Origin of the sequence: Glutamicibacter ardleyensis (assembly GCF_014644555.1) — a bacterium.
Taxonomy (GTDB): Bacteria; Actinomycetota; Actinomycetes; order Actinomycetales; family Micrococcaceae; genus Glutamicibacter; species Glutamicibacter bergerei.
Genome location: NZ_BMKX01000010.1, coordinates 113080 through 134298, shown reverse-complemented (window position 1 = coordinate 134298; position 21219 = coordinate 113080). Strand labels below are relative to the sequence as shown.

Below are 21219 nucleotides of genomic sequence, written 5' to 3'. Positions count from 1 at the left end.
GGCCGGTCCGTCGGACAAATTATGGTTCAACGGCGAGACAGAATAATTTCTCAATACCGGGCCAGAAACATCCGAGACGGCAGATTCGGCGACTGCGGAAGAAATCCCGCTGGTACCTTGCTTAGTACTGGCGACCGAAGGTGCAATTCCCATGCACAGCGCTGCTACTAGAGTTAGCGCTGTTGCGTAAGCACCGGTTGCTTTGAGTCGTTTGGTGGAAAACTCGTTTCCGACTTTAGACATAGATCCCCCAGAGATTGTCTTAAAAAGTTAAAGAAGCTACAAATGCGAATGATTGTCGCCCTGTGATTAAATCAGAATAACTTCAAACGCTAGAAATGCTCGTGATTCACTAAATATAAATTCTCTCACGAGTCACATCGTGTTGAAGCTTTAACTTTTGACATTTTCTTTGTCGGAGATTCGCATTCGAAGCTCACACCGACTAAGTCGGTTTCGGTGCGAATGCCTGTAGGTAGTCAAGATTCTGTCGGGCTCTTTTCCGCCCTCTCAGAGAAGAGCGTCTGAAAAATCAGTGAGGGGTATCCAAACCGATCAATGACAACGTTCCGTCAGGACGAACACGCACTTTCCACGTAGTCTTCGCTGAGTTTTTGTGCCTGGGATTGCGTCAGCAACGTCATTCAGATGCTTACCACAAGTCGGGCAGTGGGTGTCCAAGGATAATGCGTGTACTGCCCTCTGGTGTTTCGTCCGCAGGATCCGACTTGTGAGCGTCCTAATTTTAGGTGGACGGTATTTCGCCGTGCACCACGATCTCAGTATTTTCGTGCTCGAGGCTAAGTTCACATGCAGTTTGATAAGCGTCTTGCAGTGATTCGAAGGTGCCTTGGAACCAACCGTCGAGGCTCACGTCCCAAGTTTGCCCGTTTACGCAGATTTCGATGGGGTGCATTGGTTCCTCTCTGGATCTTCTACTATTGCGTTGATTAGATATTGTTTGCTTCCGAAGTGAGAAAGCGTCCCGGGAGGTCCCGGGACGCTTAGCTCGACCTCGCGAAAAGGTTGTTTGGTTAAGTGCGCTTTGTGAGTTCGCTTTTTCATACTATTCGGAACAGCTGTAGCCAGAACAGTACGTGGAGCGAACACTCAGGAAACTCCTCGGAGTGCATTCGAAAATTATCCAGTTTCAGGGAACGAATGCAGGAGATTCAGAAATCCCTGTCTACAGTCCCGGTCTCATTCGTCGGGATCAGTGAGCTGGCAACCCCGGAGAGGCTTGTGACTGACGAGGACGGCGTCCACACCATGGTCGCTGCCGTGCCTGAAACCCGTAAGCTGCCCGATCCATTGGTCGGTGCACCTAATGTCACGGTAATCACGGTCTTGGGGACACCGGCAATGGTGACGGTGGCCGCCGTCATGGTGGAGTTAAACGTGGTGGTTTTTCTGTTCTTGATGAAGTTGCCCTTGGTGTTGACTGAACCGAGATTAACTGTGCTTCTTGGCCGTTGGATGTCCACGGTGTCGCCGGTATTTTCGGTTCCCAGTCCCTGCACGTTACCGTCAAGGAGAGTGACGATCCCTGCCAGCCCGGCGTGGCTAATGCCAGATTGACCTGCTGGCTATGGGTGAAGGCCAGGGTATCCCCAGCGTCGATTTTGCCTTGGGTTCCGCTACCGTTGACGGCTTGAATATCTGCGCCGCGCAAGCTAGCCGGAGAATTTCCATCAGCTGCTGATTGCCCGAGCTGTTCCGTGCACAAGTGAAGGCACCGGCTAGGACTTGTTTTCCCAGCAGATGCCTTCAACTCCACAACTTCAAAGAATCAGACGCGGATCGCGTCCACAATTCGTACCCGGGCCGCTACGAGCGCGGGCAGTACACCCGTAAGCGCGCCGACAGCGATGGAAACTCCCATGCCTAAGAGGGCTGCATCCACCGGGAAGCCAGGCATGTCATCTATCCCCATGGCCAGTACGGAGTTGATCAGCTTCGGATTTGTCACCAGCGCCACCGAGATCATAACCCCGAGCCCGCCAGCCACGGCCGTGGCCACGACACTTTCCATCATCACCGAGAAGAAGATGCGTCCGGTGGTGGCGCCAAAGCTTCGGCGAATGCCGACTTCTCGGATTCGCTGCTTCATAGTCACCATGGCTACGTTGAGCAGGCTCAGCGATCCTAGCAACAAGATGATGCCCGAGATCCCACCGACCACGAGGCTCAGCTGCGACAGAGTTTCATCGGCACCCCACGCCAAGTAATCCTGGCGATTTGAATCCACCATGTAGCCGGGCAGCTCCGCGCGCATCTGCCGCGCAAATTCGAAGGCTAGTTCCTCGGATCCCTCGATGGGAACCCACATGACATAACTGACGTCATCCAGCGGGGTGCTTGATGCAAACCAATGCTCATAGGTTTGCGGCAGCATCCATAGTTGCCCGCCCATGCCCATATCTCTGGTGGAGGTTGCCCCGATCACCGTCACCGAGACGGCACCGCCGCCGCTCTTTAATTCGATGGTTGCCGGTAACGAGCCCTTGTCCAGCCCCAGCTCGGTGAACAACGCCTTGTCTACCACTACCGCCGGGGAAAGATTCTTCGCGTCTTCGGATTCCAGCCAGCGTCCGTGCTGGGCGGAGATGCGGTGCATTGGCCCGTAGCTCGGGTCAACCACCTGGATCATGGCCTCCGCGTTCAGACCTTGATAGGAGGCCTGCGGACCGTAGGTTCGACCAATCATTGAGGTGTATTCAATATTGAAGCGTTCGCTCGTCTTGGCGAAAGCCTGCGAGACTTCTGCCGAGCTGCGCGGAATTCCTAGGCCGTTAGGATCTGCAGCGTAGGTGGAGATTAGCGCTGGACGTCCCTGACGTTCAAGCTGTTCGGTCATCATCTGCTTGGCCATAGAGGCGCCGGCCACCGCGGTGGTCAGCGAGGCTACCGCGATGGTGACCCCGATGAGCGAGAGCAACACCCGGAGCTTGTGAATGCGCAACTCTTGCCAGGCTTCGAGCAACGCAGCAACAAATCCGGTAGCCATGCGTGCAAGGTTATTCACTAGACAACCTCCAGGCTTAGCGGATGAAGTAGTCCGGATTCCAGACGGAACTGTTGGCGGGCCAGCGCGGCCACATTGGCATCATGTGTAATGGTGATCAGAGCCGCTCCGGAATCAACGGTGGCAGCGTCCAGCAATTCCATGACCGCACGGCCGGTGGACACATCCAGTGCACCGGTCGGTTCATCGGCCAGCACCACACGTGGCCTGCGTACCAATGCGCGAGCGATAGCCACCCGTTGCTGTTCGCCGCCCGAGAGACTTTGCGGCATCGAATCGAGCCGGGTGCCAAGCCCCACGCGATCAAGTGCCTCGCTGGCCAGCTTGCGTCGTTGCCAGAAGTCGCGTCCGCTGGCGTACATCAGCGGTGCCATCACGTTTTCCAGTGCGGTTCGCCCAGGCAACAGGTTAAATTGTTGGAAGACGAATCCCAGATCACGTCCGCGGGCGGCGGCCGCACGCCGGGCGCTTAAGCCCGAGGCATCTTTACCGCGCCAAGCAACGGTTCCAGAGGTGGGGCGGTCCAATAATCCGAGGATGTTGAGCAGGGTTGATTTGCCGGTGCCAGAGCGTCCCACAATGGCAATGTGGTCCCCTTCGGTGACAGTCAGGTTGATTCCATTGAGGATGTGCAGCTGGCTATCATCGGGCAGTAACACGCTGCGGGTGACATCTGTGAGCTGTAGCAGCTGAGCTGCACTCATCAGGGGTAGATCTCCATTCCCATTTCCTCATCAAATTCCTGTTCCGGGACCGGATCCGAACCAGGAACATAGCGCAGCACTTCGCTATCGGCTTTCAGCCCGGAACGGACTTCGATGACTTTGCCATCGGTGACTCCGAGCTCAACTTCGGTGCGAATTTCCTTGCCATTCTCATCGAGCCGCCAGACCGCGCCCTGACCTACCAATCCGCGCACCGCGCTGACCGGTACGGTCAACACGTTCTCGGCGGATCCAGCCTCGATATCCATGTTCATCGTCAGCCCGTCAAAAACGACGATATCCGCCGGAACATCGCAGGAGGTTTCGCTTCCCGAGCTGTTTTCGTTCTGGGGTTCTCCGCTCATGGACTCCATGTCGGCATTAGGACTTTGGTCCTTGGAAGAATCAGTCGAAGGACCGGAAGTATCACCTACGCGCAAGTTTTTGCAAGTAAATGGTTCGGGCCCGCCATCGATGGTGACTGTCGCTTCCAAGGTTGAATCCGTGAGTCGGTAGCGGTCCAGTGGATTGATGGTGCCAACCGCGGTGAAGTTCTGCGGCTGCACCTTGGCTAGGTCTGCGCCTTTGGTGACTTCATCGTTCAGTTCGATATCAAACTTGGAGACCTTGCCAGTGGCTGGTGCGTAGATATCGCGATAACTCACTACAGGCTTCGCTGGGCCCGAAGAATCTTCTTCGGTAGCAGGATCTGGGTTCGTCTCGGATTCGACCTGCTCGGTGGTCTCGGGCATGGTTTCGATGCGCATCTGGAAGATGCGATCTCCCTTGCTCACATTGTCTCCGGGTTTCACGAAGGCCCAATTGACCACGCCGTCTACCGGGGCATTGAGCGTCTGTGATTCTAGGAGCTTGATGTTACCGGCAATTTTCAGCGTGTTCTCAACGGTGGAAGTTTCCACCATGACGGTTTCGGCGGGTACCTCACCGGTGGGGTATAGCTGGTCGTCTTGCGCCGAGGCACTGCCGGTAAAGGCGAGTTTTACTAGGCTGACGGCAATCAAAGCACCGATCAGTAGCCAGGCGGAGGGAAGGATGAAGCGGCGGAATACGCGGCGTTGACTCATAAGGCGGCTCTTTTCACCACCCTATCGAACCAAACCATTTGGTAAATTCTAGGTATAAACACGCTAAATGGTCAGCTTTAACTAATCGTTATGGACTTTCACACCGCAGGTCAGTCTCGTGATGCTCCGATGGAGTCAGGCTTGGCAGATGATTTAGGCTGCGGGAGGTGCATATCCCGTGCACGGTTTCCATGGAACTGTTGAGGCAAGAATATGCAGGCACTAATTGCTAGGTGGCAGCACAATACCGGCGCTGCTTTTGGCCAGAGCCGGTATTGACAAGTTCGTTAAAGTCGAGAAAATTAGCCAGCTTTAAATGGCGATGGACGATGAGGATTAGGCAGAGACTGCCTTAATCAATGTTGGGGGAGTATGAGTGATTTCTAAGAGGGAGTCTTCCCGTTTCTCTTCCTCAGGAAGGTTCATGACGCTGGAGAAAACGTTAGCCAGACGATGGGTTGCCGCTAAAGCTTCGCCTTCGGCTGCCCAAGAATCGAAGGTGAAGGTGAGGTTTTCGTCTTTGGTGATAATTTCTAAAGATGGACCCTTTTTGGATCTTTCTAAGTACCGGACATAACGAATGTCGGTGAGCGGAGTTATGCTCTCGATGCTCCCTTCTTTGTTGAATTCGCCTTGGTCGGCGACAAAGAAGTACTCCTTGGCAATACCGAGGTAAACGTTATTCGAGAGGAGTTTCTCCTGATTGGCATCCGCCAGAACGAGTATCTGTGAGTCTTCAGGAAGTGCCCAAGTGAGGATTTCCCTCATTTTGTCTGGTAGCTCGGCCTTGAAAATGGAGAGCTTAGGGTTCGCCAGTTCCCTTGGCGCATGAATTTGGTTGCGAAGGGCGGCCACTGAGGTAGAAAGGGCCTCTGTCATCTTCACTGCGTCGTCAATATTGCGTCGTTTAGAAGTAAACGGCAGGCTACGAGCGACTGGTAAGACGGAAAGCAGACGTACTTGCCGTTCAACTTCAGTGAGCAAACTGGTGATTTCAAGCATGGCGTCATCGTGTTCGCGCTTGGTTTCCTCGACGAGGTGAGCGAGTAATCGATTATTTGCATCCAGATTTTTTGCGTCTTGACCGATTAGAATGCCGCGGAGTACTTGGGCACGATACCAGGCGAATTCAGCCATGAGCATGCCATGAGTATCCGCTATGATCTGGTCAAACTGCTTCTGAATATAGCTTCGGCTGTTTTTGTGGTCTCCATTTAGCGCCTTAATATGCGCCTTCACGAAATTAACAAACAGATTGCGGTATTTACGAAGATCCGCCTGACGAGTGGCAAGTGGTGCAAAAATATGATCATTTACCGTACCAGCGGCTTCAGCTTCATTGAGTGCGTGGAGACTGGTTTCGTGCAAGCCGAGTAACGTCGTCCATTGATCTTCGTGAATCGTGCGCAGGACATCACGTGTCAGCTCGATATTTTCGTCAACGCGTCGAGAAATAGATGCGAGCTGCATTTGTAATGCCAGCAAAACCATGGCTGGGCCTAGCATTGGCCCCAACATTGAGCCTGCTCCCTCAGCCAAAGGTAGTAGGCGTGCTTGTCCAACAATCGTCCCGTTGGCGTTGACAATGGCGCCTAAGCTTTGGCCGCTGGACTGCATTAGCGAATTGCCAGTTTGATTAAGAAGCTGCATCGATTCAGGTGCTAGACGAACGATCCCTTGAACATCAGGCAGAGCGCTGGGTCCGCCCAACGCGGCGAGGTTTCCGGCGCCAACTACGGCCGAAATCTTGTCGGAGAGCCGTTGCCCGGCTTCCCGACCAAGCGCATCAAAACCGAGCAAGCTCACATCTTGGGGCGTATGGTCGGCAAAAAGTAGTGCATAACCGTCCCCGATATTCATGAGAGCTAAATCGGATGCCTGAGTAGCCACGGAGGAAGCGGAGGAGCTGTCTCGAGTTGCCTCGGATTTTTCGGGGTCGTGGTTTTCTGGAGTGAGCATGAAATTTACTTTCTTGACAATAATCTCGTGATGACCGTATAAACCAAGCAGGCCTGAGGCCCTGCGAAGCTTATCTCAGCAACAGTAGCCTAACCTTCCCACGCTTTATAAGCTCCTTTGGGCCGGATATGGATCTTCGAGGCTCAACATCTTCTGAACAGTTCGGTAGGGTAAAAGTAGCTAGCCAACGAATGCCTGAAAGGATGCCTATGGGCCTCACCGTTGCTGAGTCCGTAATCCCGCTGATACTTAAGGCAAGGGGCGCCAATAAGCCGTTTGTGACCGAAGCCGGGGCCCGGAAACACCTCAAGAAACGCTATCTACGCCCCATTCCATTTGGCCCTCCGGCAAGGCTTCGAGGGGTGCGCGTAGAACGCCGACTATCAGACCCGTCGGGGTGGCCAGTTTATGATGTGTATTCGGGAAACAAGACTTTGTCACGGCGTGCCACGGGCTGCGTGGTGGTGTATCTTCATGGTGGCGGTTGGGTCAACGAGATCGCCAGTCAGCATTGGCAGATCATTGCACGTATTGCTCGGGAAACCGGTCAGCGAGTGGTGGTACCGATTTACCCACTACTGCCTCTTGGAAATGCTCGTGAGGTTTGCGAGACAACCGTAAATCTGGTCCGTGCTGAAGTAGAAGCAGCGAGCCAGGTCCGAATTGCCGGGGATTCTTCTGGCGGTCAAATTGCTTTGTCCGTGGCTTTGAAATTGCGGGATGCCGGTATTCGGTTGCAGGGGATCACGTTACTCGCGCCAGCGCTGGATCTGACGTGGACTAATCCAGGAATCGATATTGTGCAACCAAGCGATCCGTGGCTTGGGGTTCCGGGCGGCAGGGTACTTTCCGAAGCCTGGCGCGGTTCAGATGATGTGACCGATCCGGTAGTGAGTCCGTTATTTGGAGACATGGCTGGGCTGGGCCCCCTGACGATACTGGTAGGCACCAGGGATGTGCTTAACCCGGATGCGCATCAGCTGCGGCGTAAAGCCGAAGCAGCTGGAGTATCGGTAACCTGGCACGAAGCCCCAGACCAATTACACGTATTTGCACTACTGCCAACCAAAGCTGGTGAACTTGGTGCCCAACAAATTGTAGCAAGCCTGAAACCGGTTGCTTCGGGGAAGTAAGGCTCTGCGTATTCTGTGCGACAACGCGCGAACGCCCGTTATCCCCTAAGTATTTAAGGGATAACGGGCGTCTTCGTGTGCTGAGAAACCGGGCTGATTAGGCCTTGGTGGTTTCGGCAGTTCGTAGGGCTGCGGCGACACGTTCATCGGCTTCGCGCAGTGCACGCTCCACACGGTCGACATCACGCACGGCGCCCTTATCTGCGGACAATGCCATGGCAGCGTAGGCACGCAGCGCGGGGGAGACCACGCGTTCGCGGTTTGCTGGACGGTAACCGGTGGTGGCCAGCAAACGCTCGCGGCGCTCGGCGAGCACATCATCAGCTACGTTCAGTGTCAGGTCGCGGGTTGGGATGTCGATGGAGATAATATCGCCGTCTTCTACCAAGGCGATCATTCCGCCGGATGCTGCCTCAGGGGAGACGTGTCCAATGGACAATCCCGAGGTGCCGCCGGAGAAACGACCATCGGTGATCAGTGCGCAAGACTTGCCCAGACCGCGCCCCTTGAGGAAGGAGGTCGGGTAGAGCATTTCCTGCATACCCGGACCGCCCTTCGGCCCCTCGTAACGGATGACGACTACGTCGCCTGCCTTAACCTGCTTGTTCAGGATCTTCTCCACCGCCTCGTCCTGGGACTCGCAGACCACTGCCGGACCGCTAAAGGTCCAGATGGAAGGGTCTACGCCAGCGGTCTTAACAACCGCACCATCTACGGCGATGTTGCCGCGCAGTACTGCTAGTCCGCCATCTTTGGAGAAAGCGTGCTCAACTGAGTGGATGCAACCCTCGGCGGCGTCGGTGTCCAGCTCTTCCCAACGCGCTGACTGAGAGCCGGCGGTGGAAGAACGTACGCCACCTGGAGCGGCATGCCATAATTCGCGAGCTTCCTCGCTGGCCTTACCGCCACGGATGTCCCACTCGTCTAGCCATTCACCCATAGTTGCGGCGTGGACCGTGTGGACGGTGTCATCCAATAATCCACCACGGCGCAGTTCGCCCAGGATGGCCGGGATGCCGCCGGCACGGTGGACATCTTCCATGTAGTAGATCTTCCCTGCTCCGGCGGAGTTCGGAGCGACCTTCGCAAGGCATGGAACCCGGCTAGAAATTTCATTGATTTCTTCTAAACCGAACTCGACGCCGGCCTCGTGAGCGGCGGCCAGCAGGTGAAGAATCGTGTTGGTGGAGCCGCCCATGGCGATATCCAAGGTCATCGCGTTGCCGAAGGCTTCGATAGTGGCGATATTGCGTGGCAGTACCGTCTGGTCGCTGTCCGCGTAGAAGCGGTTGGCGATATCCACGATGGTCTTACCGGCGTTTTGGTACAGCGCGGTGCGTGCGGTGTGAGTGGCCAGCGTAGAGCCGTTGCCCGGCAGGGCCAAACCCATGGCTTCGGTGAGGCAGTTCATTGAGTTAGCGGTGAACATCCCCGAGCATGAACCACAGGTAGGACAGGCTGATTCTTCAATGCGCAGCAGGTCTGCATCAGAGACGTTCTCGTTCACTGCCTCGGAGATGGCATCGACCAGGTCCAAGGTGCGCACGGTGCCGTCAATCAGCGTGGCGCGGCCGGACTCCATCGGGCCACCGGAAACAAACACGGTAGGGATATTTAAACGCAAGGCTGCCATGAGCATGCCCGGGGTGATCTTGTCGCAGTTGGAAATGCAGATCAGCGCGTCGGCGCAGTGTGCGTTGACCATGTACTCAACCGAGTCGGCAATCAGATCCCGCGAAGGCAGCGAGTAGAGCATTCCGCCATGACCCATGGCGATGCCGTCGTCCACGGCAATGGTGTTAAATTCGCGGGGAATGCCGCCGGCCTCGATGATGGCCTCGGAGACGATGCGGCCTACCGGCTGCAGGTGGGTGTGGCCTGGAACGAATTCGGTGAAGCTGTTGGCCACGGCGATGATTGGTTTGCGGCCTAGATCCGCGCCGTTGACGCCTGCTGCTCGAAGCAGGGCACGGGCGCCGGCCATGTTGCGGCCGTGAGTGATGGTGTGTGAACGATATGTGGTCATTTTAAAATCTCATCATAGATTTGTCCCCAAACCCAGACGGCCTTGATACTAGTAGTACTACTACCATGATAAAAAGGATCAAGAATGAATGCAGGTCAGCGACGCAGGGAAGAGCTTGCCGGTTTCCTCAAAGACCGCCGGGCACGTGCCGAGCGGGCCTCGCATGGACTACCTGAGGTTGGCCGAAGCCGCGTACGCGGGCTGCGCCGCGAGGAAGTTGCGACCCTGGCAGGAGTTTCGGTCACCTGGTACACGTGGCTGGAGCAGGCACGCGATATCAATCCCTCGCGCCAGGTGCTGGACTCGCTGGCCCGGCTCTACCGCCTGTCCCCGGTAGAAAGTACGTACCTCTTGTCGCTGGGCGGACATGGTGAGAAATCCTCGGAAGTCACCAGCGAATTCACGCCAGCGCTGCGAAGGCTGCTCGATGCCCTTGGCTTTCCGGCATTCTTGCTCGGCGCTGATTGGAAGATCATCGGATGGAACGCGGCCTACGCCGAGCTCTATCCACGCATTGCCACCCTGGACGATACTGACCGGAACCTGCTCTGGCTGATCTTCACCGATGACCAGTTACGCGAGATGCTCCCCGACTGGGAAGCGCAGAGCCGCAGCTTTGTGGGCAGTTTTCGCGCGGAAACACGTGGCTGGCTCTCACCGGCTGGCGAGAGCGGCATCGTGGCGCGGGTCTCCGAAGCCTCGCCGGAATTTGCGGCGATTTGGAAGGAACACGACGTGGCCGGATTTGGCACGCGTGAGCGGATGTTCCAGCACCCGGAGAAGGGGCTTACCCGCTACGAGCAGCACAACCTCACTCCGGCCGAAGCTCCGGACCTCACCTTGCTGGTTTACGCTCCGCGCTAGATTACCCCAGCGCACCGGCGCAACGGTTCGCCGGTGCGCTGAACAAGAGCGTGCTTAGTCCAAATCGAGAGTGAAATCTTTCCCGTCGGGGCGCGGAATGCTGATACTGCCGAGCCCATCGGCGGTTTCAGGGAGCATGGCGACGGACACCAGCCCAAAATCGGTGGACCCGAACTCCACCGGCGGGCGCAGATCTTCATGGTTGCCCGGAATTTTGAGCAGTGCGGTGCGGACCGCGTCTTCGGTGAGATCCGGTGGCAGCATGTTCAGTACGACACCGGGGTTGTCTTTGGTTTGTTCGATTCGCAGGGAGAGCCCATCGGTTTTCACCTCGGCAGGCTCATCACATTGCAGGCCAGCCTCGCTGAGTGTGGCGGTTCCATCCCCGTCTCCGCTGTTGGCCCAGGCAATTAAGCACAGGTCGCCCTTGTCATTCACGGCGGCAAATTCTTCTGCGTAGGACAGTCGAGCCAGGGCGCGGAGGCTGACTTGTTTGATCGAAGGATCAGTAACTTCAGCCGGAGGCTGATCTTCGGACGTGTCGGGACGGGAGAGGGTCGGGATGATCTGGTCGGCGGTGACCTGATCCGTTTCAGATGCGGCGGTTGATTGTGCTGTCGGGGCAGAAGTGCCCGCTGCGGAGGAGCTCGTCGCAGAGCTGAGCGTGGATTCGGATGTGGGGTTGCTGCTCGGGCTGCTGGAAGGGTCGCTGACCGCAGTGCACGAGGTGAGAACCAGTGCGAGGGAACCTAGCGAAATAAGAAGCGGGAATTTATATTTCATCATGCACCTTCTGTAGGTTATCTGGCCGTTCTGGCTTCTGGAGCGGCGGTGAATGTGACGAGGAGAGAATGAAACGTTTCATGTTCTGGCTATTTGCCGAAGTAATAAACTAGAGGTAGAACGCAGATTCAGTTCACCCGACAACTCGACGATAACTACTCAAATAGAGATAGGCAACGATTCTAGGTGATTCTTTTCAACGAATGATGAGGATTCCTAAAGTCCACTGAATCAGACTGAATAGTGGGAGAATATTGGGTAAACATCGCAGGCCTAAGGCCGACTGATGATCTTCTAATCCACGGGAGGACGTCAGTTGATTTCAGCAAATAGACTGGTGCCAGTAGGCGCGGAAGCTAATGTTTTTTGAAATAAGCGCGAGTACCAGTGTGATAAGTAACGCGTTATGCGTTAACTAGGCTCTAACGCAATCAAATTGTCTGTTACTCGTGTTTGAGTAGGAACAGGCGAAATTGGTGTCGTGCACGGGCCGGGCAAAGGATCCTATGGGGATAGGATCTGCCTGGCACGCGTATCGTGGGGATGCGAGCACGGCACCGGTTTTGTTTTATTAGGCGCTGGCGAAAAATTCCAGCGCCTTTTCCTTGAACTCGCGGCTGGTGACAGCATTTGCGTGATTACGTCCGGGGAGCCAATGAATGGCTGATTCGGTGCCAGCATTTTTGAGAAGTCGACGAAGCTGAGGCATGGTGGTGGCCAGATCATCATGATCCCCGGCCACCAACAAGGTCGGGCAGGCCGGAACCTTCGAAGCCGGAATGTATGGATCAGTCTTGATCGCCTCAATAAGCCGGAAAAGCGCATTAAAGTCGTTGGCGCTTTCTGACTTAGCGATATTGATGACCTTAGCGGTGTACTCGTCGTGTATTTCTTCGCCTCGCTCCATATAAGCGCGTGCCTGATCCACCTCAAAAGCAGCCAGCGGATCGATACTCGCCGGTCCTCCCATCACTAGTCGGTTGACCAGCTGTGGGAAGTGAGCAGCGAATTCCCAGCCGAGGCGTGCGCCGAGCGAATAACCCAACACATCCACTGGACCGAGATTTAGGTCTTCGAGTCCCGCAGCGATAGCTTCGCGGATTCGGGTTGGAGTCCAGCTTCCATCGTTGCGGTAGGGATCTTCTCCATGTCCAGGCAGGTCAAGCAGGATGACATCACGACCTTGGTCATGGAAATGCTGAACCCAGCGTGAACGGTTCCAGTTCATCTGGGCCGATGAGGCGAAGCCGTGTATGAGAAGCACTGCGCGTGCTTCGGATTCATTGCTTGCGGTAATCACACGAAGATTTAGATCCAAACTCATGCTCATGATCCTAGGCGACTTCGTGGTGTTCTGCCTCGCCTAACTGTCCTTGGCCGAGGATTGCGGAGAAAGCGAGGTAAAAGTACACGGGTCTGTAGACGAATACACATATTTGCTCTGGATATCGAACTCTTCGTAGACGTGTGATGAGGACTGACGGCACCGGTTGAAGAAATATTTCTTCGGTGGATTTGGATAGCGGAAAGGCTTCGCCGATGGGTGGCGCCACTCAGATCAGCCGGTGTTTTATGAGCCGAGTTGTGTTTCGAGCACCTACCCTTTGACACATATTACGTGGCACTGCGCGGCCTGAAACGTGATGTGGCTCGCGTATGATTCCAGTTAATGTCAGAATGACTCTAACGAACTGGAATGCGGCAACCTCGCACCCCCAGAACACTGGCGAAAGAACGTAGAACATGTCATCGGTACCCGGATGGGCCAACGTCGACGAGCGGCGCAATCTGCCGCCCGCCTTGGCGGTTTCCACGGTAATCCTCGGAATCCGGCGCGATCCAGAAGGCGGACCGGGCAAACTCTGCCTGCCACTGGTACGGCGGATACGCCAACCGCATGCCGGGCTCTGGGCATTACCCGGTGGGCCGGTTGGCTCACGCGAATCCTTGGGCCAGGCCGCAGGACGCACCTTGGCAGAGACCACCGGACTGCACCCGAAGTACCTAGAACAGCTCTACACCTTTGGTGACATCAGCCGTTCGCCAACCCACCGGCTGGTGACCATTGCGTACTTCGCTTTGGTGAACATCGACGAGGTAGGTACCCGTGTACCGGATGAAAACGTCGCATGGTTTGGTGTCGATGATCCACAGATTGCAGAGATGGCCTTTGACCACCGAAAAATCGTGGACTACGCGTTGTGGCGTTTAGCGAATAAAACCGAGTATGGGCAGATCGCTCACCGACTACTGGGCGAAAGATTCACCCTCGCCCAGTTGCGGCTGGTCTACGAAGCCATTCTCGGCAAAGAACTTGACCCGGCGAACTTTCGCCGGCAATTAAAAAACACCGCCTCGATCGAGGCCACCGACGAATATTTAGCAGGCGGCAAGCACAGGCCGCCACGGCTGTACCGGTATCTCGGACACGGCCCCGATCCCATGGAAGTAGACACCAGCAAATGAGCGAACAGACTCTCTCCTCGACCATTACCCGGCTCACTCTTTTGGCGCCAGATTCCACGTGCTCCACGGATCTGGCAACCAACCCATGGGATACCCCAGCCGGCTACGGTCCTGGTGCCTCACAGGAAGACAATATTCCCACCGGATACCCGGTGCAGGGTGGGCTACCCGAAGAATACAAGCGCGCCAGCGATGAAGAATTAGACACCCGAATTCGCGCCGCCCGCGAAACCTTAGGCGAGCGCGCGGTGATCCTCGGCCACTTCTACCAGCGTGACGAGGTTGTGCAGTATGCGGATTTTGTAGGGGACTCCTTCCAGCTGGCCAATGCGGCACAGACCCGCGATAAGGCCGAAGCGATCATATTCTGTGGTGTGCACTTCATGGCAGAAACCGCAGACATTCTTTCCAAGCCTGAGCAAGCAGTCATCCTGCCCAACCTGGCCGCGGGCTGTTCCATGGCCGATATGGCGGATGGGCCCAGTGTCCAGCAGTGCTGGGATGAGCTGTCCGAGCTGTATAAGGATGAGCCAGATGATGGGCGGATGCCTGTCATTCCCGTGACGTATATGAATTGCTCTGCAGAACTCAAGGCATTCGTAGGAAAAAATGGCGGACTCGTCTGCACCAGTTCCAATGCCGCGACGGTGCTTGCATGGGCTTTTGAACGTGGCCGCCGCGTCCTGTTCTTCCCTGACCAGCACCTAGGACGCAATACCGCGAAGGCCATGGGCGTGCCATTGGAAAAGATGCCAATGTGGACCCCACGCAAAGCACTGGGTGGAAACAGCGAAGAAACTATGCGCGAAGCACAGGTGATTTTGTGGCACGGATTCTGCTCCGTGCACAAACGCTTCAACCCGGCCCAGATAACCAAGGCCCGCGAGGATTACCCTGGTGTGCGTGTCATTGTGCACCCCGAGTGCCCTATGGAAGTGGTGGACGCCGCTGACGAAGCTGGATCCACTGACTACATCCGCCGGGCTATCGCAGATGCCACGGAACCAACAGTTTTTGCCATTGGTACCGAGATCAACATGGTCAACCGTCTGGCGTCCGAATACCCGCAGCACACGATCTTTTGCCTGGATCCGGTGATCTGCCCCTGCTCCACGATGTACCGCATTCACCCGGGCTACCTTGCCTGGGTTTTGGAAGAGCTCGTGGCCGGGCGCGTGGTCAACCGGATCCAGGTCCCAGAAAATCAGCAGGGTGATGCAAAAATCGCGCTGGAGCGTATGCTCGCGGCCAAGCCATGACCAAAACCACCGGGCGTCATTTAGTCATTATCGGATCCGGGGTGGCGGGACTGAGCGCCGCGTTGGAAGCCGTGCGTCTCGGTTCGCAGGTGACGGTGCTGACCAAAGACGCACTGGGCGATGGAAACAGCAAGCTCGCCCAGGGCGGACTCTCGGCGGTCACTGTTCAGGGCGTAGCCGCCGGAGATAGCGTCCAAGCGCATGTGGCGGACACGCTGAAAGCTGGGGCCGGGCACTGCGGTGTGAATGCGGTGCAGCTGATGTGCGCTGCGGCCGGTGAGCTGGTCGCGACGCTCGAAGACTACGCGGTGAATTTTGATGCCAACGCGGATGGAAGCTACCAGCTGGGTCTTGAAGCCGCGCATAGTGCCCACCGAATTCTGCACGTGGACGGGGACGCCACAGGTGCAGGACTGATTGATGCGCTACGTCAGGCGGTGCGCTTGGCTCACAAGGCCGGGCAGCTGGAGATTATTGAGTACGCGCTGGCGAACGGGCTCGAATTTGCTGATGACCAACTGCGCGGCGTGAGCTACCTGCACGATGATCAGGAACTGGTGCTCGAGACCGACGCGGTGCTGCTGGCTACCGGGGGACTGGGATCGCTTTTTACTGCAAGCACCAACCCGGCCGGCGCCACAGCGGATGGCATCGGGCTGGCTGCTCGGGCCGGAGCGGTCATTGCCGACGCTGAGTTCATCCAGTTCCATCCCACGCTGGTGGATCCACTCAAGTACCCGCAGGCCGGGATGATCAGCGAGGCGGTGCGTGGTGAGGGAGCAATTCTGGTCACCGAATCCGGTGACCGGTTCATGCCGGCCATCCATGAGTTGGCAGAACTTGCGCCCAGGGATGTGGTGGCCCGTGCGATTCACGGACAAAACCTTGCAGGACACCGGGTGTTCCTCGATGCCAGGGCGGTGGAACAAAAACAAGGTGCAGGATTTTTGACACGCCGTTTCCCTTCCATTAGCGCACGGCTGAAGGCGGCCGGACTGGATCTGGCGGCGCAACCCATTGAGGTGGTGGCAGCTCAGCACTATTGGATGGGCGGAATCCATACCGACACTAAGGGGCGCAGTAGTGTGCCAGGACTCTATGCGGCCGGCGAATGCGCAAACACCATGGTGCATGGTGCCAACCGTCTGGCCAGCAACTCGCTGCTCGAAGCTATGGTCTTCGCACGTCAAGCGGTGCGAGCCATGATTACTGATCAAGCCGGCCGCGTTTGCGACACCTCACAGCTGCAACTGAGCGAGCTTCCGCCGGCAAAAAACGACGCCCCGTTGGAGCTACACCAACTCCAGACACTGGCCAGCGAACACCTCGGCGTGCACCGTACAGGGCAAGGACTACAATCCTTGCGTAGTGTGCTTGAAAGCAGTGCCCCGGTAGCCCAAGGCCGGCGCGAACTGGCCGAGCTGACAAACCTCTGGATCACCGCAAGGATCATCACTCAAGGTGCGATTAGGCGAACGAGTAGCCTTGGGGCGCATCACCGACTTGATGCACAAGACGGCCAACAGGCCGCCATTCGATACGGCTTCCGGCTGGCGCAGACCAAGCGGAGCGATAACCGGACACAGAGCAAGGAAATCAACGCGTGAACCAAGTAATCCACCCGGTGCCCACCGCTGCAATCGACCGCATTCTAGAGTTCGCCTTCGCAGAGGATAATCCGCGCGGAGATATCACCGCGGACACCATCGTGCCCGCCGGCGCCAAAGCCACCGCCGCGGTACGCGCACGGGAAGCCGGCGTGCTTGCAGGCGGAACCGTGTTCGCCCGGGCCATGACGATGATCAACCCGGAAATCCATGTGGTCCAGCTGGTGAAGGAAGGCCAAGAATTTGAAGTTGGCGACAGGTTGCTGACCGTCACAGGTCCCGCGGCCTCGGTGCTGACCGCCGAACGTGTGGCGTTGAACCTGTTGCAGCGGATGAGCGCCATTGCCACGGCCACGCGCGAGCTGGTCACCTTGGTTTCCCATACCAAGGCAAGGATTGCCGATACCCGAAAAACTACTCCGGTGCTCAGAGTCTTGGAACGCTACGCGGTGCGTTGCGGCGGGGGAGTAAACCACCGCGATAATCTTTCCGAAGCGTTTATGGCTAAGGACAATCACCTGGCCTTGTTGGATGACGGTGAAGAGTTGACCAGTGCGTTGCAGGCGGTGCGTGCCCGGTTGGGCCACACCACCGCGATGGAGGTGGAAGTTGATTCCATCGAGCAGATCCCCGCGGTGCTCGCCGCCGGGGTAGACATCATCATGTTGGACAACTTCGCTGTGGCTGACTTGCCGGCAGCAATCAAGCTGATCAACGGGCAAGCAATTATCGAAGCCAGCGGCAATGTGCGAGCCGATACCGTGGCCGCGATTGCGCAGAGCGGTGTGGACATTATTTCTTCGGGCGCCATCACCCACTCGGTGCAAGCCATTGACCTTGGCCTCGATATGGTTGTTGCATGATCTATATGGATGCGGCCTCCACCGCGCCGCCTCGCCAAGAGGTGCTGGACCTGGTGACCCCGCTGCTGACCAGCAACTTCGGCAACCCCGCCTCGCTTCATGAGCAGGGACATCAGGCCAAACGCGCCAACGATTGGGCTCGTGCACAAGTTGCCGGGTGCTTAGATGTGCAGACAAATGAAATCTATTTCACCTCCGGTGGTACCGAAGCGGATAACACCGCAATTATCGGCGCAGCGCTGGGCAGCCCCCGCGGCAAAGTTGTGGTGACAAGCTCCATTGAGCATCCTGCGGTACTGGAGGCCTGCGCCTATTTGGTGCAATTCCACGGATTTGAACACCGGGTTATTCCGGTGGACTACGCCGGCTTGGTAGATCTTGAGCAAGCGGCGAAACTCATCGATGAGCACGTTGCGGTGGTTTCGGTCATGGCCGTGAACAACGAGGTGGGGACCATCCAGCCGCTCGCGCAGATCTCCGGGCTGGCTCGTGCGGCCGGTGCGCTGATGCACACCGACGCCGTGCAGGCTGCCGGCTGGCTGGACCTGGCCGAACTCGCAACACAGGTAGATGCGCTGAGCCTCTCCGGGCATAAGATCGGTGCGCTCAAGGGCAGCGGAGTTCTTTACTTTTCCAACCAATACCCGCTGGTGCCATTGCTGCACGGTGGCGGCCAGCAGGGCGGGGTGCGTTCCGGTACCGAGAACCCCGCAGCTGCGGTGGGAATCGCACGAGCCTTGCAAGTTTGCGCCGAGCAACGCAATGCCGGCACCGGTGATGGCTACGGCCGCTACCTGATTGAACGAATTACCAAGCAGCTGAACGCCAAGGGTGAGGGGCTAGTGAAGTTGACCGGCCACGAACAACAGCGTGTGGGCGGAATCGTTTCCTTCGTTTTCCCGCGTACAGCAGGGGAGACGGTGCTCATTGAGCTTGAACGACGTGGTGTGCTGTGCTCTTCTGGTTCTGCTTGTTCAGCTGGAAGTACTGACCCGTCGGCCGTGCTGGTCGCAATGGGATATGAAGCAGAACTTGCCCACACCGCGGTGCGCTTATCGTTCGGCCGGGGAATCAAGGAAAACGAGCTCAGCCAGGTGGCCAGCGCGCTGGTGGCCACGGTGACCAGCTTGGTGTCCAAAGAAAAATAGCGGTAAGTAAATCCTTGTCCGGAGTTGTTCGGAAAAGGGTAATTTATGTGATTTGTCGACATTCCTTTCTTCTTTCTCGATATGGTGATGCTTAAACGTTGACTAGGCGCTTAGACAATGTTCTGAGAACTGAAGGAGAGACTGAAGGATGACGATTTCCTCTCATCTGTACAAGAAAAGCCGAGACAGCGAACACGGGACTTGGGCGGTGTGGGGTGATCCTTCTGGATCATTGCCCATCTCAGGAGATAACCTGCATTTTCCTGCCGACGACGAGTCGCTACTGGACGTCCTTCATACTGACGTTGTAGTAGTTGCCTTGAACCGTGGGAGTAAACGAGAAATTGACGGCCCACCAAACTTCCATACAAGCGTAAAGTCAAACGACCATCTGCTGGGTGAAGCGCTACGTGGCACCCCGGTGTGGGGCGCTTACATGACGGATCTGGTTAAGGATATCTTTGACCCTGATGCAACAAAGGCAATTCCAAAGTCTTCTGACTTTGACGCGTTGTTGGAAGAAGTCCGTGGCCTAGGTGCTACCAACCCGACATTTCTAGTTTTGGGAAAGCAAGCTCACCAATTGATTCAACAGCTTGCGGCAGAACGAAAGTATCCTGGCAAGGTAATCCTTCTCCCGCACTATTCGGGAGCCAATAACGGTAATATTTCTAGATACTATAACGAGATCTTTGGACCTGACTCCGCAAGATCCGTATCGAACATTGAACGATACAAGACGGTTGTGAAGTCTATCTTGGACGAGCAACTTCAGCTATCTCGATAGTTGTAAAACGGCTGCCGCGGAGCGCCTCCGTCAGGGCGTCGCTCCGCGGCAGTTTTTATCGGCACAGCAAGGTAGTCAATAAGAAGAAGACCCAGGTTCGACCCGTCTTAGGGCAAGCCGATGCTGGTCACAATAATGGCGTCGTGCTTACCAAAGTATGCCCGTGGGTGTCGAATCACTGATAAATGTAGTAGTGAGATGACTGGGCTACTGTGGACTAGTTTTAGTTAGATCGCGTCGACAGTAGTAGTTTCCAGAAGTGCTAAACATAGACACCATCCGTTAGCAACAGCGAAATCACGTGGTTTCGTTGGATGTTATTGCGTACCAGGCGGCTTACCTAAGCCCGGCATGCCTGACACGCAGCAAGGGATGAACTGAGCTATTTTTTGGTGACGGTGAATTTGCCGCCGGAGGCATCAATGTTGCAGTAGCCAGGGTCTGTATCGAACGGCATCATGCAAGCACCGACACCCATAATTTCCGCAGCACCAGTACTTATCGGCTGCTTGAGGATCTGCGAGAAGAAGGCCTTGGCTTCATCGCAGGACATGTCTGAATCGCCGAGATCATAAGTGTACTGAGCGCCTACGCAGTTACCGCCAGTAGCTTCTTGTTCAGCTGGTGCGGCTTTCAGCTGCTTGAAAGACAGCATGGTCTTTTTAAGATCCTTGTACTCGGCGGTCTTGGTGTAAGCCTTGAATCGCTTGGTGCCTTTTAGTGCTGGGTCTACACTTGGAAGCACTGCTTTATTATCGAGCTTTCCCTGGAAAAGTCCTGTTCCACCGGTGTAGACAGGACCATCAAGAGGAGCTTCCCATATTGGTGTAATTTCAGGTTCAATTGCTGTGAGCATCATCCATGCTTCATTCGGTGAACCGTTATATGAGATAAATGCGTAGTTCATCATCTTGTGGGCAGGGTCCGGCGTCGAATCGATAAGTGTGTTTTCTTCAGTGGTCGGACGTACGGTGAGGTCAAAGACTTCTGGGTATCCGGTGCGTACCTCTGCGAGGTCGCGTCCATTTTCAGAGACGATGTTGAAGCTTGCGGTCATGTCTTTCACTAACTGATACTGGTCCGGCTTGATCGTCTCGATCTTCCAATTGGACGGAAGCTCGATCTGGAAGTTCTCGTTGGCGAACTTGTGTTTCGCCCATGTCACCTCGGCTGGGGTTGGAGAAGCCGTTGGTGTGGCAGAAGTAGCTGTCGCAGCAGGGGAGCCGGAATTTGTCTCGGCTGCGGCCTCCGCGCTTGGTGAGGTTGAATTTGCGGACGGTTCTGTTGGTTCCGTGGCTGAATTCGCACTGCAGCCTGCGAGCAGCATGGCCGTGGCGAGTGTTAAGCCAGCCCACTTAGTCTTGTGACTTACTTTTTGAACGCTCATTGAGCAACCCCCAGAGTTTATGCAGACAGAATCTCCTACTGAGACCGCCATTATTCGCAATTGTATGAGAGAGCTGTGCGGCTTGTGGCCCGCCACTCTGACAATTACTGGGAGTTCACTGGG

General features: G+C 56.1%; 18 protein-coding genes. 9 read left to right on the top strand and 9 right to left on the bottom strand.

Annotation, left to right across the window (positions count from 1 at the left end):
• The coding region (locus IEX04_RS18900; RefSeq protein ID WP_229677205.1) for a hypothetical protein at window positions 1-243 on the bottom strand (243 nt) is incomplete at its 3' end.
• A 918-nt stretch (window positions 244-1161) separates the two neighbouring features.
• Between IEX04_RS18900 and IEX04_RS16290 the strand changes: the two genes are divergently transcribed.
• Window positions 1162-1578 (top strand): hypothetical protein, encoded by a 417-nt coding sequence (locus IEX04_RS16290; protein WP_188687191.1) that lies wholly within the window; start codon window positions 1162-1164, stop codon window positions 1576-1578.
• A gap of 211 nt (window positions 1579-1789) precedes the next feature.
• Here the strand turns inward: IEX04_RS16290 and IEX04_RS16285 are convergent, their stop codons facing one another.
• From IEX04_RS16285 to IEX04_RS16270, 4 genes are all read right to left on the bottom strand, one after another.
• On the bottom strand, window positions 1790-3025 hold the full coding sequence (locus IEX04_RS16285) for an ABC transporter permease (protein ID WP_188687190.1): 1236 nt from the start codon (window positions 3023-3025) through the stop codon (window positions 1790-1792).
• The gene (locus IEX04_RS16280; RefSeq protein ID WP_188687189.1) at window positions 3025-3729 is read right to left on the bottom strand and encodes an ABC transporter ATP-binding protein; all 705 of its coding nucleotides are present in this window, start codon (window positions 3727-3729) and stop codon (window positions 3025-3027) included. The genes IEX04_RS16285 and IEX04_RS16280 overlap by 1 nt, the downstream gene beginning before the upstream one ends.
• Window positions 3729-4814, bottom strand: coding sequence for an efflux RND transporter periplasmic adaptor subunit (locus IEX04_RS16275; RefSeq protein WP_188687188.1), 1086 nt, complete (start codon window positions 4812-4814; stop codon window positions 3729-3731). The genes IEX04_RS16280 and IEX04_RS16275 overlap by 1 nt, the downstream gene beginning before the upstream one ends.
• 336 nt (window positions 4815-5150) lie before the next feature.
• A complete protein-coding gene (locus IEX04_RS16270; RefSeq protein WP_188687187.1) occupies window positions 5151-6773 on the bottom strand; it encodes a hypothetical protein in 1623 nt (540 codons plus the stop codon).
• Between the two features lie 209 nt (window positions 6774-6982).
• Between IEX04_RS16270 and IEX04_RS16265 the strand changes: the two genes are divergently transcribed.
• Entirely contained in the window at window positions 6983-7906 is a 924-nt protein-coding gene (locus IEX04_RS16265; protein WP_096256106.1) for an alpha/beta hydrolase fold domain-containing protein, read from the top strand.
• 97 nt (window positions 7907-8003) lie between these two features.
• Here the strand turns inward: IEX04_RS16265 and ilvD are convergent, their stop codons facing one another.
• Window positions 8004-9932, bottom strand: coding sequence for a dihydroxy-acid dehydratase (gene ilvD / locus IEX04_RS16260; protein ID WP_188687186.1), 1929 nt, complete (start codon window positions 9930-9932; stop codon window positions 8004-8006).
• Between the two features lie 84 nt (window positions 9933-10016).
• On the opposite strand from ilvD, the gene IEX04_RS16255 reads away from it, so the two are divergent.
• Window positions 10017-10796: a helix-turn-helix transcriptional regulator gene (locus IEX04_RS16255; RefSeq protein ID WP_096256108.1), complete on the top strand. Its 780-nt coding sequence runs from the start codon at window positions 10017-10019 to the stop codon at window positions 10794-10796.
• Between the two features lie 54 nt (window positions 10797-10850).
• On the opposite strand, the gene IEX04_RS16250 is transcribed toward IEX04_RS16255, so the two are convergent.
• Both IEX04_RS16250 and IEX04_RS16245 read right to left on the bottom strand, forming a co-directional pair.
• Window positions 10851-11582, bottom strand: coding sequence for a hypothetical protein (locus IEX04_RS16250; RefSeq protein ID WP_188687185.1), 732 nt, complete (start codon window positions 11580-11582; stop codon window positions 10851-10853).
• Between the two features lie 568 nt (window positions 11583-12150).
• On the bottom strand, window positions 12151-12903 hold the full coding sequence (locus IEX04_RS16245) for an alpha/beta fold hydrolase (RefSeq protein WP_188687184.1): 753 nt from the start codon (window positions 12901-12903) through the stop codon (window positions 12151-12153).
• Between the two features lie 419 nt (window positions 12904-13322).
• Here IEX04_RS16245 and IEX04_RS16240 point away from each other — a divergent pair, with 419 nt between their 5' ends.
• The 6 genes from IEX04_RS16240 to IEX04_RS16215 all read left to right on the top strand — a co-directional run bounded on the left by IEX04_RS16240 (window position 13323) and on the right by IEX04_RS16215 (window position 19709).
• A complete protein-coding gene (locus tag IEX04_RS16240; protein ID WP_096256111.1) occupies window positions 13323-14045 on the top strand; it encodes an NUDIX hydrolase in 723 nt (240 codons plus the stop codon).
• Window positions 14042-15304, top strand: a complete 1263-nt coding sequence (gene nadA, locus IEX04_RS16235; protein WP_188687183.1) for a quinolinate synthase NadA — start codon at window positions 14042-14044, stop codon at window positions 15302-15304. The genes IEX04_RS16240 and nadA overlap by 4 nt, the downstream gene beginning before the upstream one ends.
• On the top strand, window positions 15301-16911 hold the full coding sequence (locus tag IEX04_RS16230; RefSeq protein WP_188687182.1) for an L-aspartate oxidase: 1611 nt from the start codon (window positions 15301-15303) through the stop codon (window positions 16909-16911). Before nadA ends, IEX04_RS16230 begins: the two co-directional genes overlap by 4 nt.
• Complete coding sequence (gene nadC, locus IEX04_RS16225) at window positions 16908-17774, top strand: carboxylating nicotinate-nucleotide diphosphorylase (RefSeq protein WP_188687181.1); 867 nt, start codon at window positions 16908-16910, stop codon at window positions 17772-17774. Before IEX04_RS16230 ends, nadC begins: the two co-directional genes overlap by 4 nt.
• Window positions 17771-18922 carry a cysteine desulfurase family protein gene (locus IEX04_RS16220; RefSeq protein ID WP_096256115.1) on the top strand — a complete coding sequence of 384 codons (1152 nt, stop codon included), beginning with the start codon at window positions 17771-17773 and terminating at the stop codon, window positions 18920-18922. The genes nadC and IEX04_RS16220 overlap by 4 nt, the downstream gene beginning before the upstream one ends.
• A 148-nt stretch (window positions 18923-19070) precedes the next feature.
• The gene (locus IEX04_RS16215) at window positions 19071-19709 is read left to right on the top strand and encodes a hypothetical protein (protein WP_188687180.1); all 639 of its coding nucleotides are present in this window, start codon (window positions 19071-19073) and stop codon (window positions 19707-19709) included.
• Between the two features lie 382 nt (window positions 19710-20091).
• Here IEX04_RS16215 and IEX04_RS16210 read toward each other — a convergent pair whose 3' ends face one another.
• Window positions 20092-21096 (bottom strand): hypothetical protein, encoded by a 1005-nt coding sequence (locus IEX04_RS16210; RefSeq protein WP_194446473.1) that lies wholly within the window; start codon window positions 21094-21096, stop codon window positions 20092-20094.
• Window positions 21097-21219: the final 123 nt, after the last annotated feature.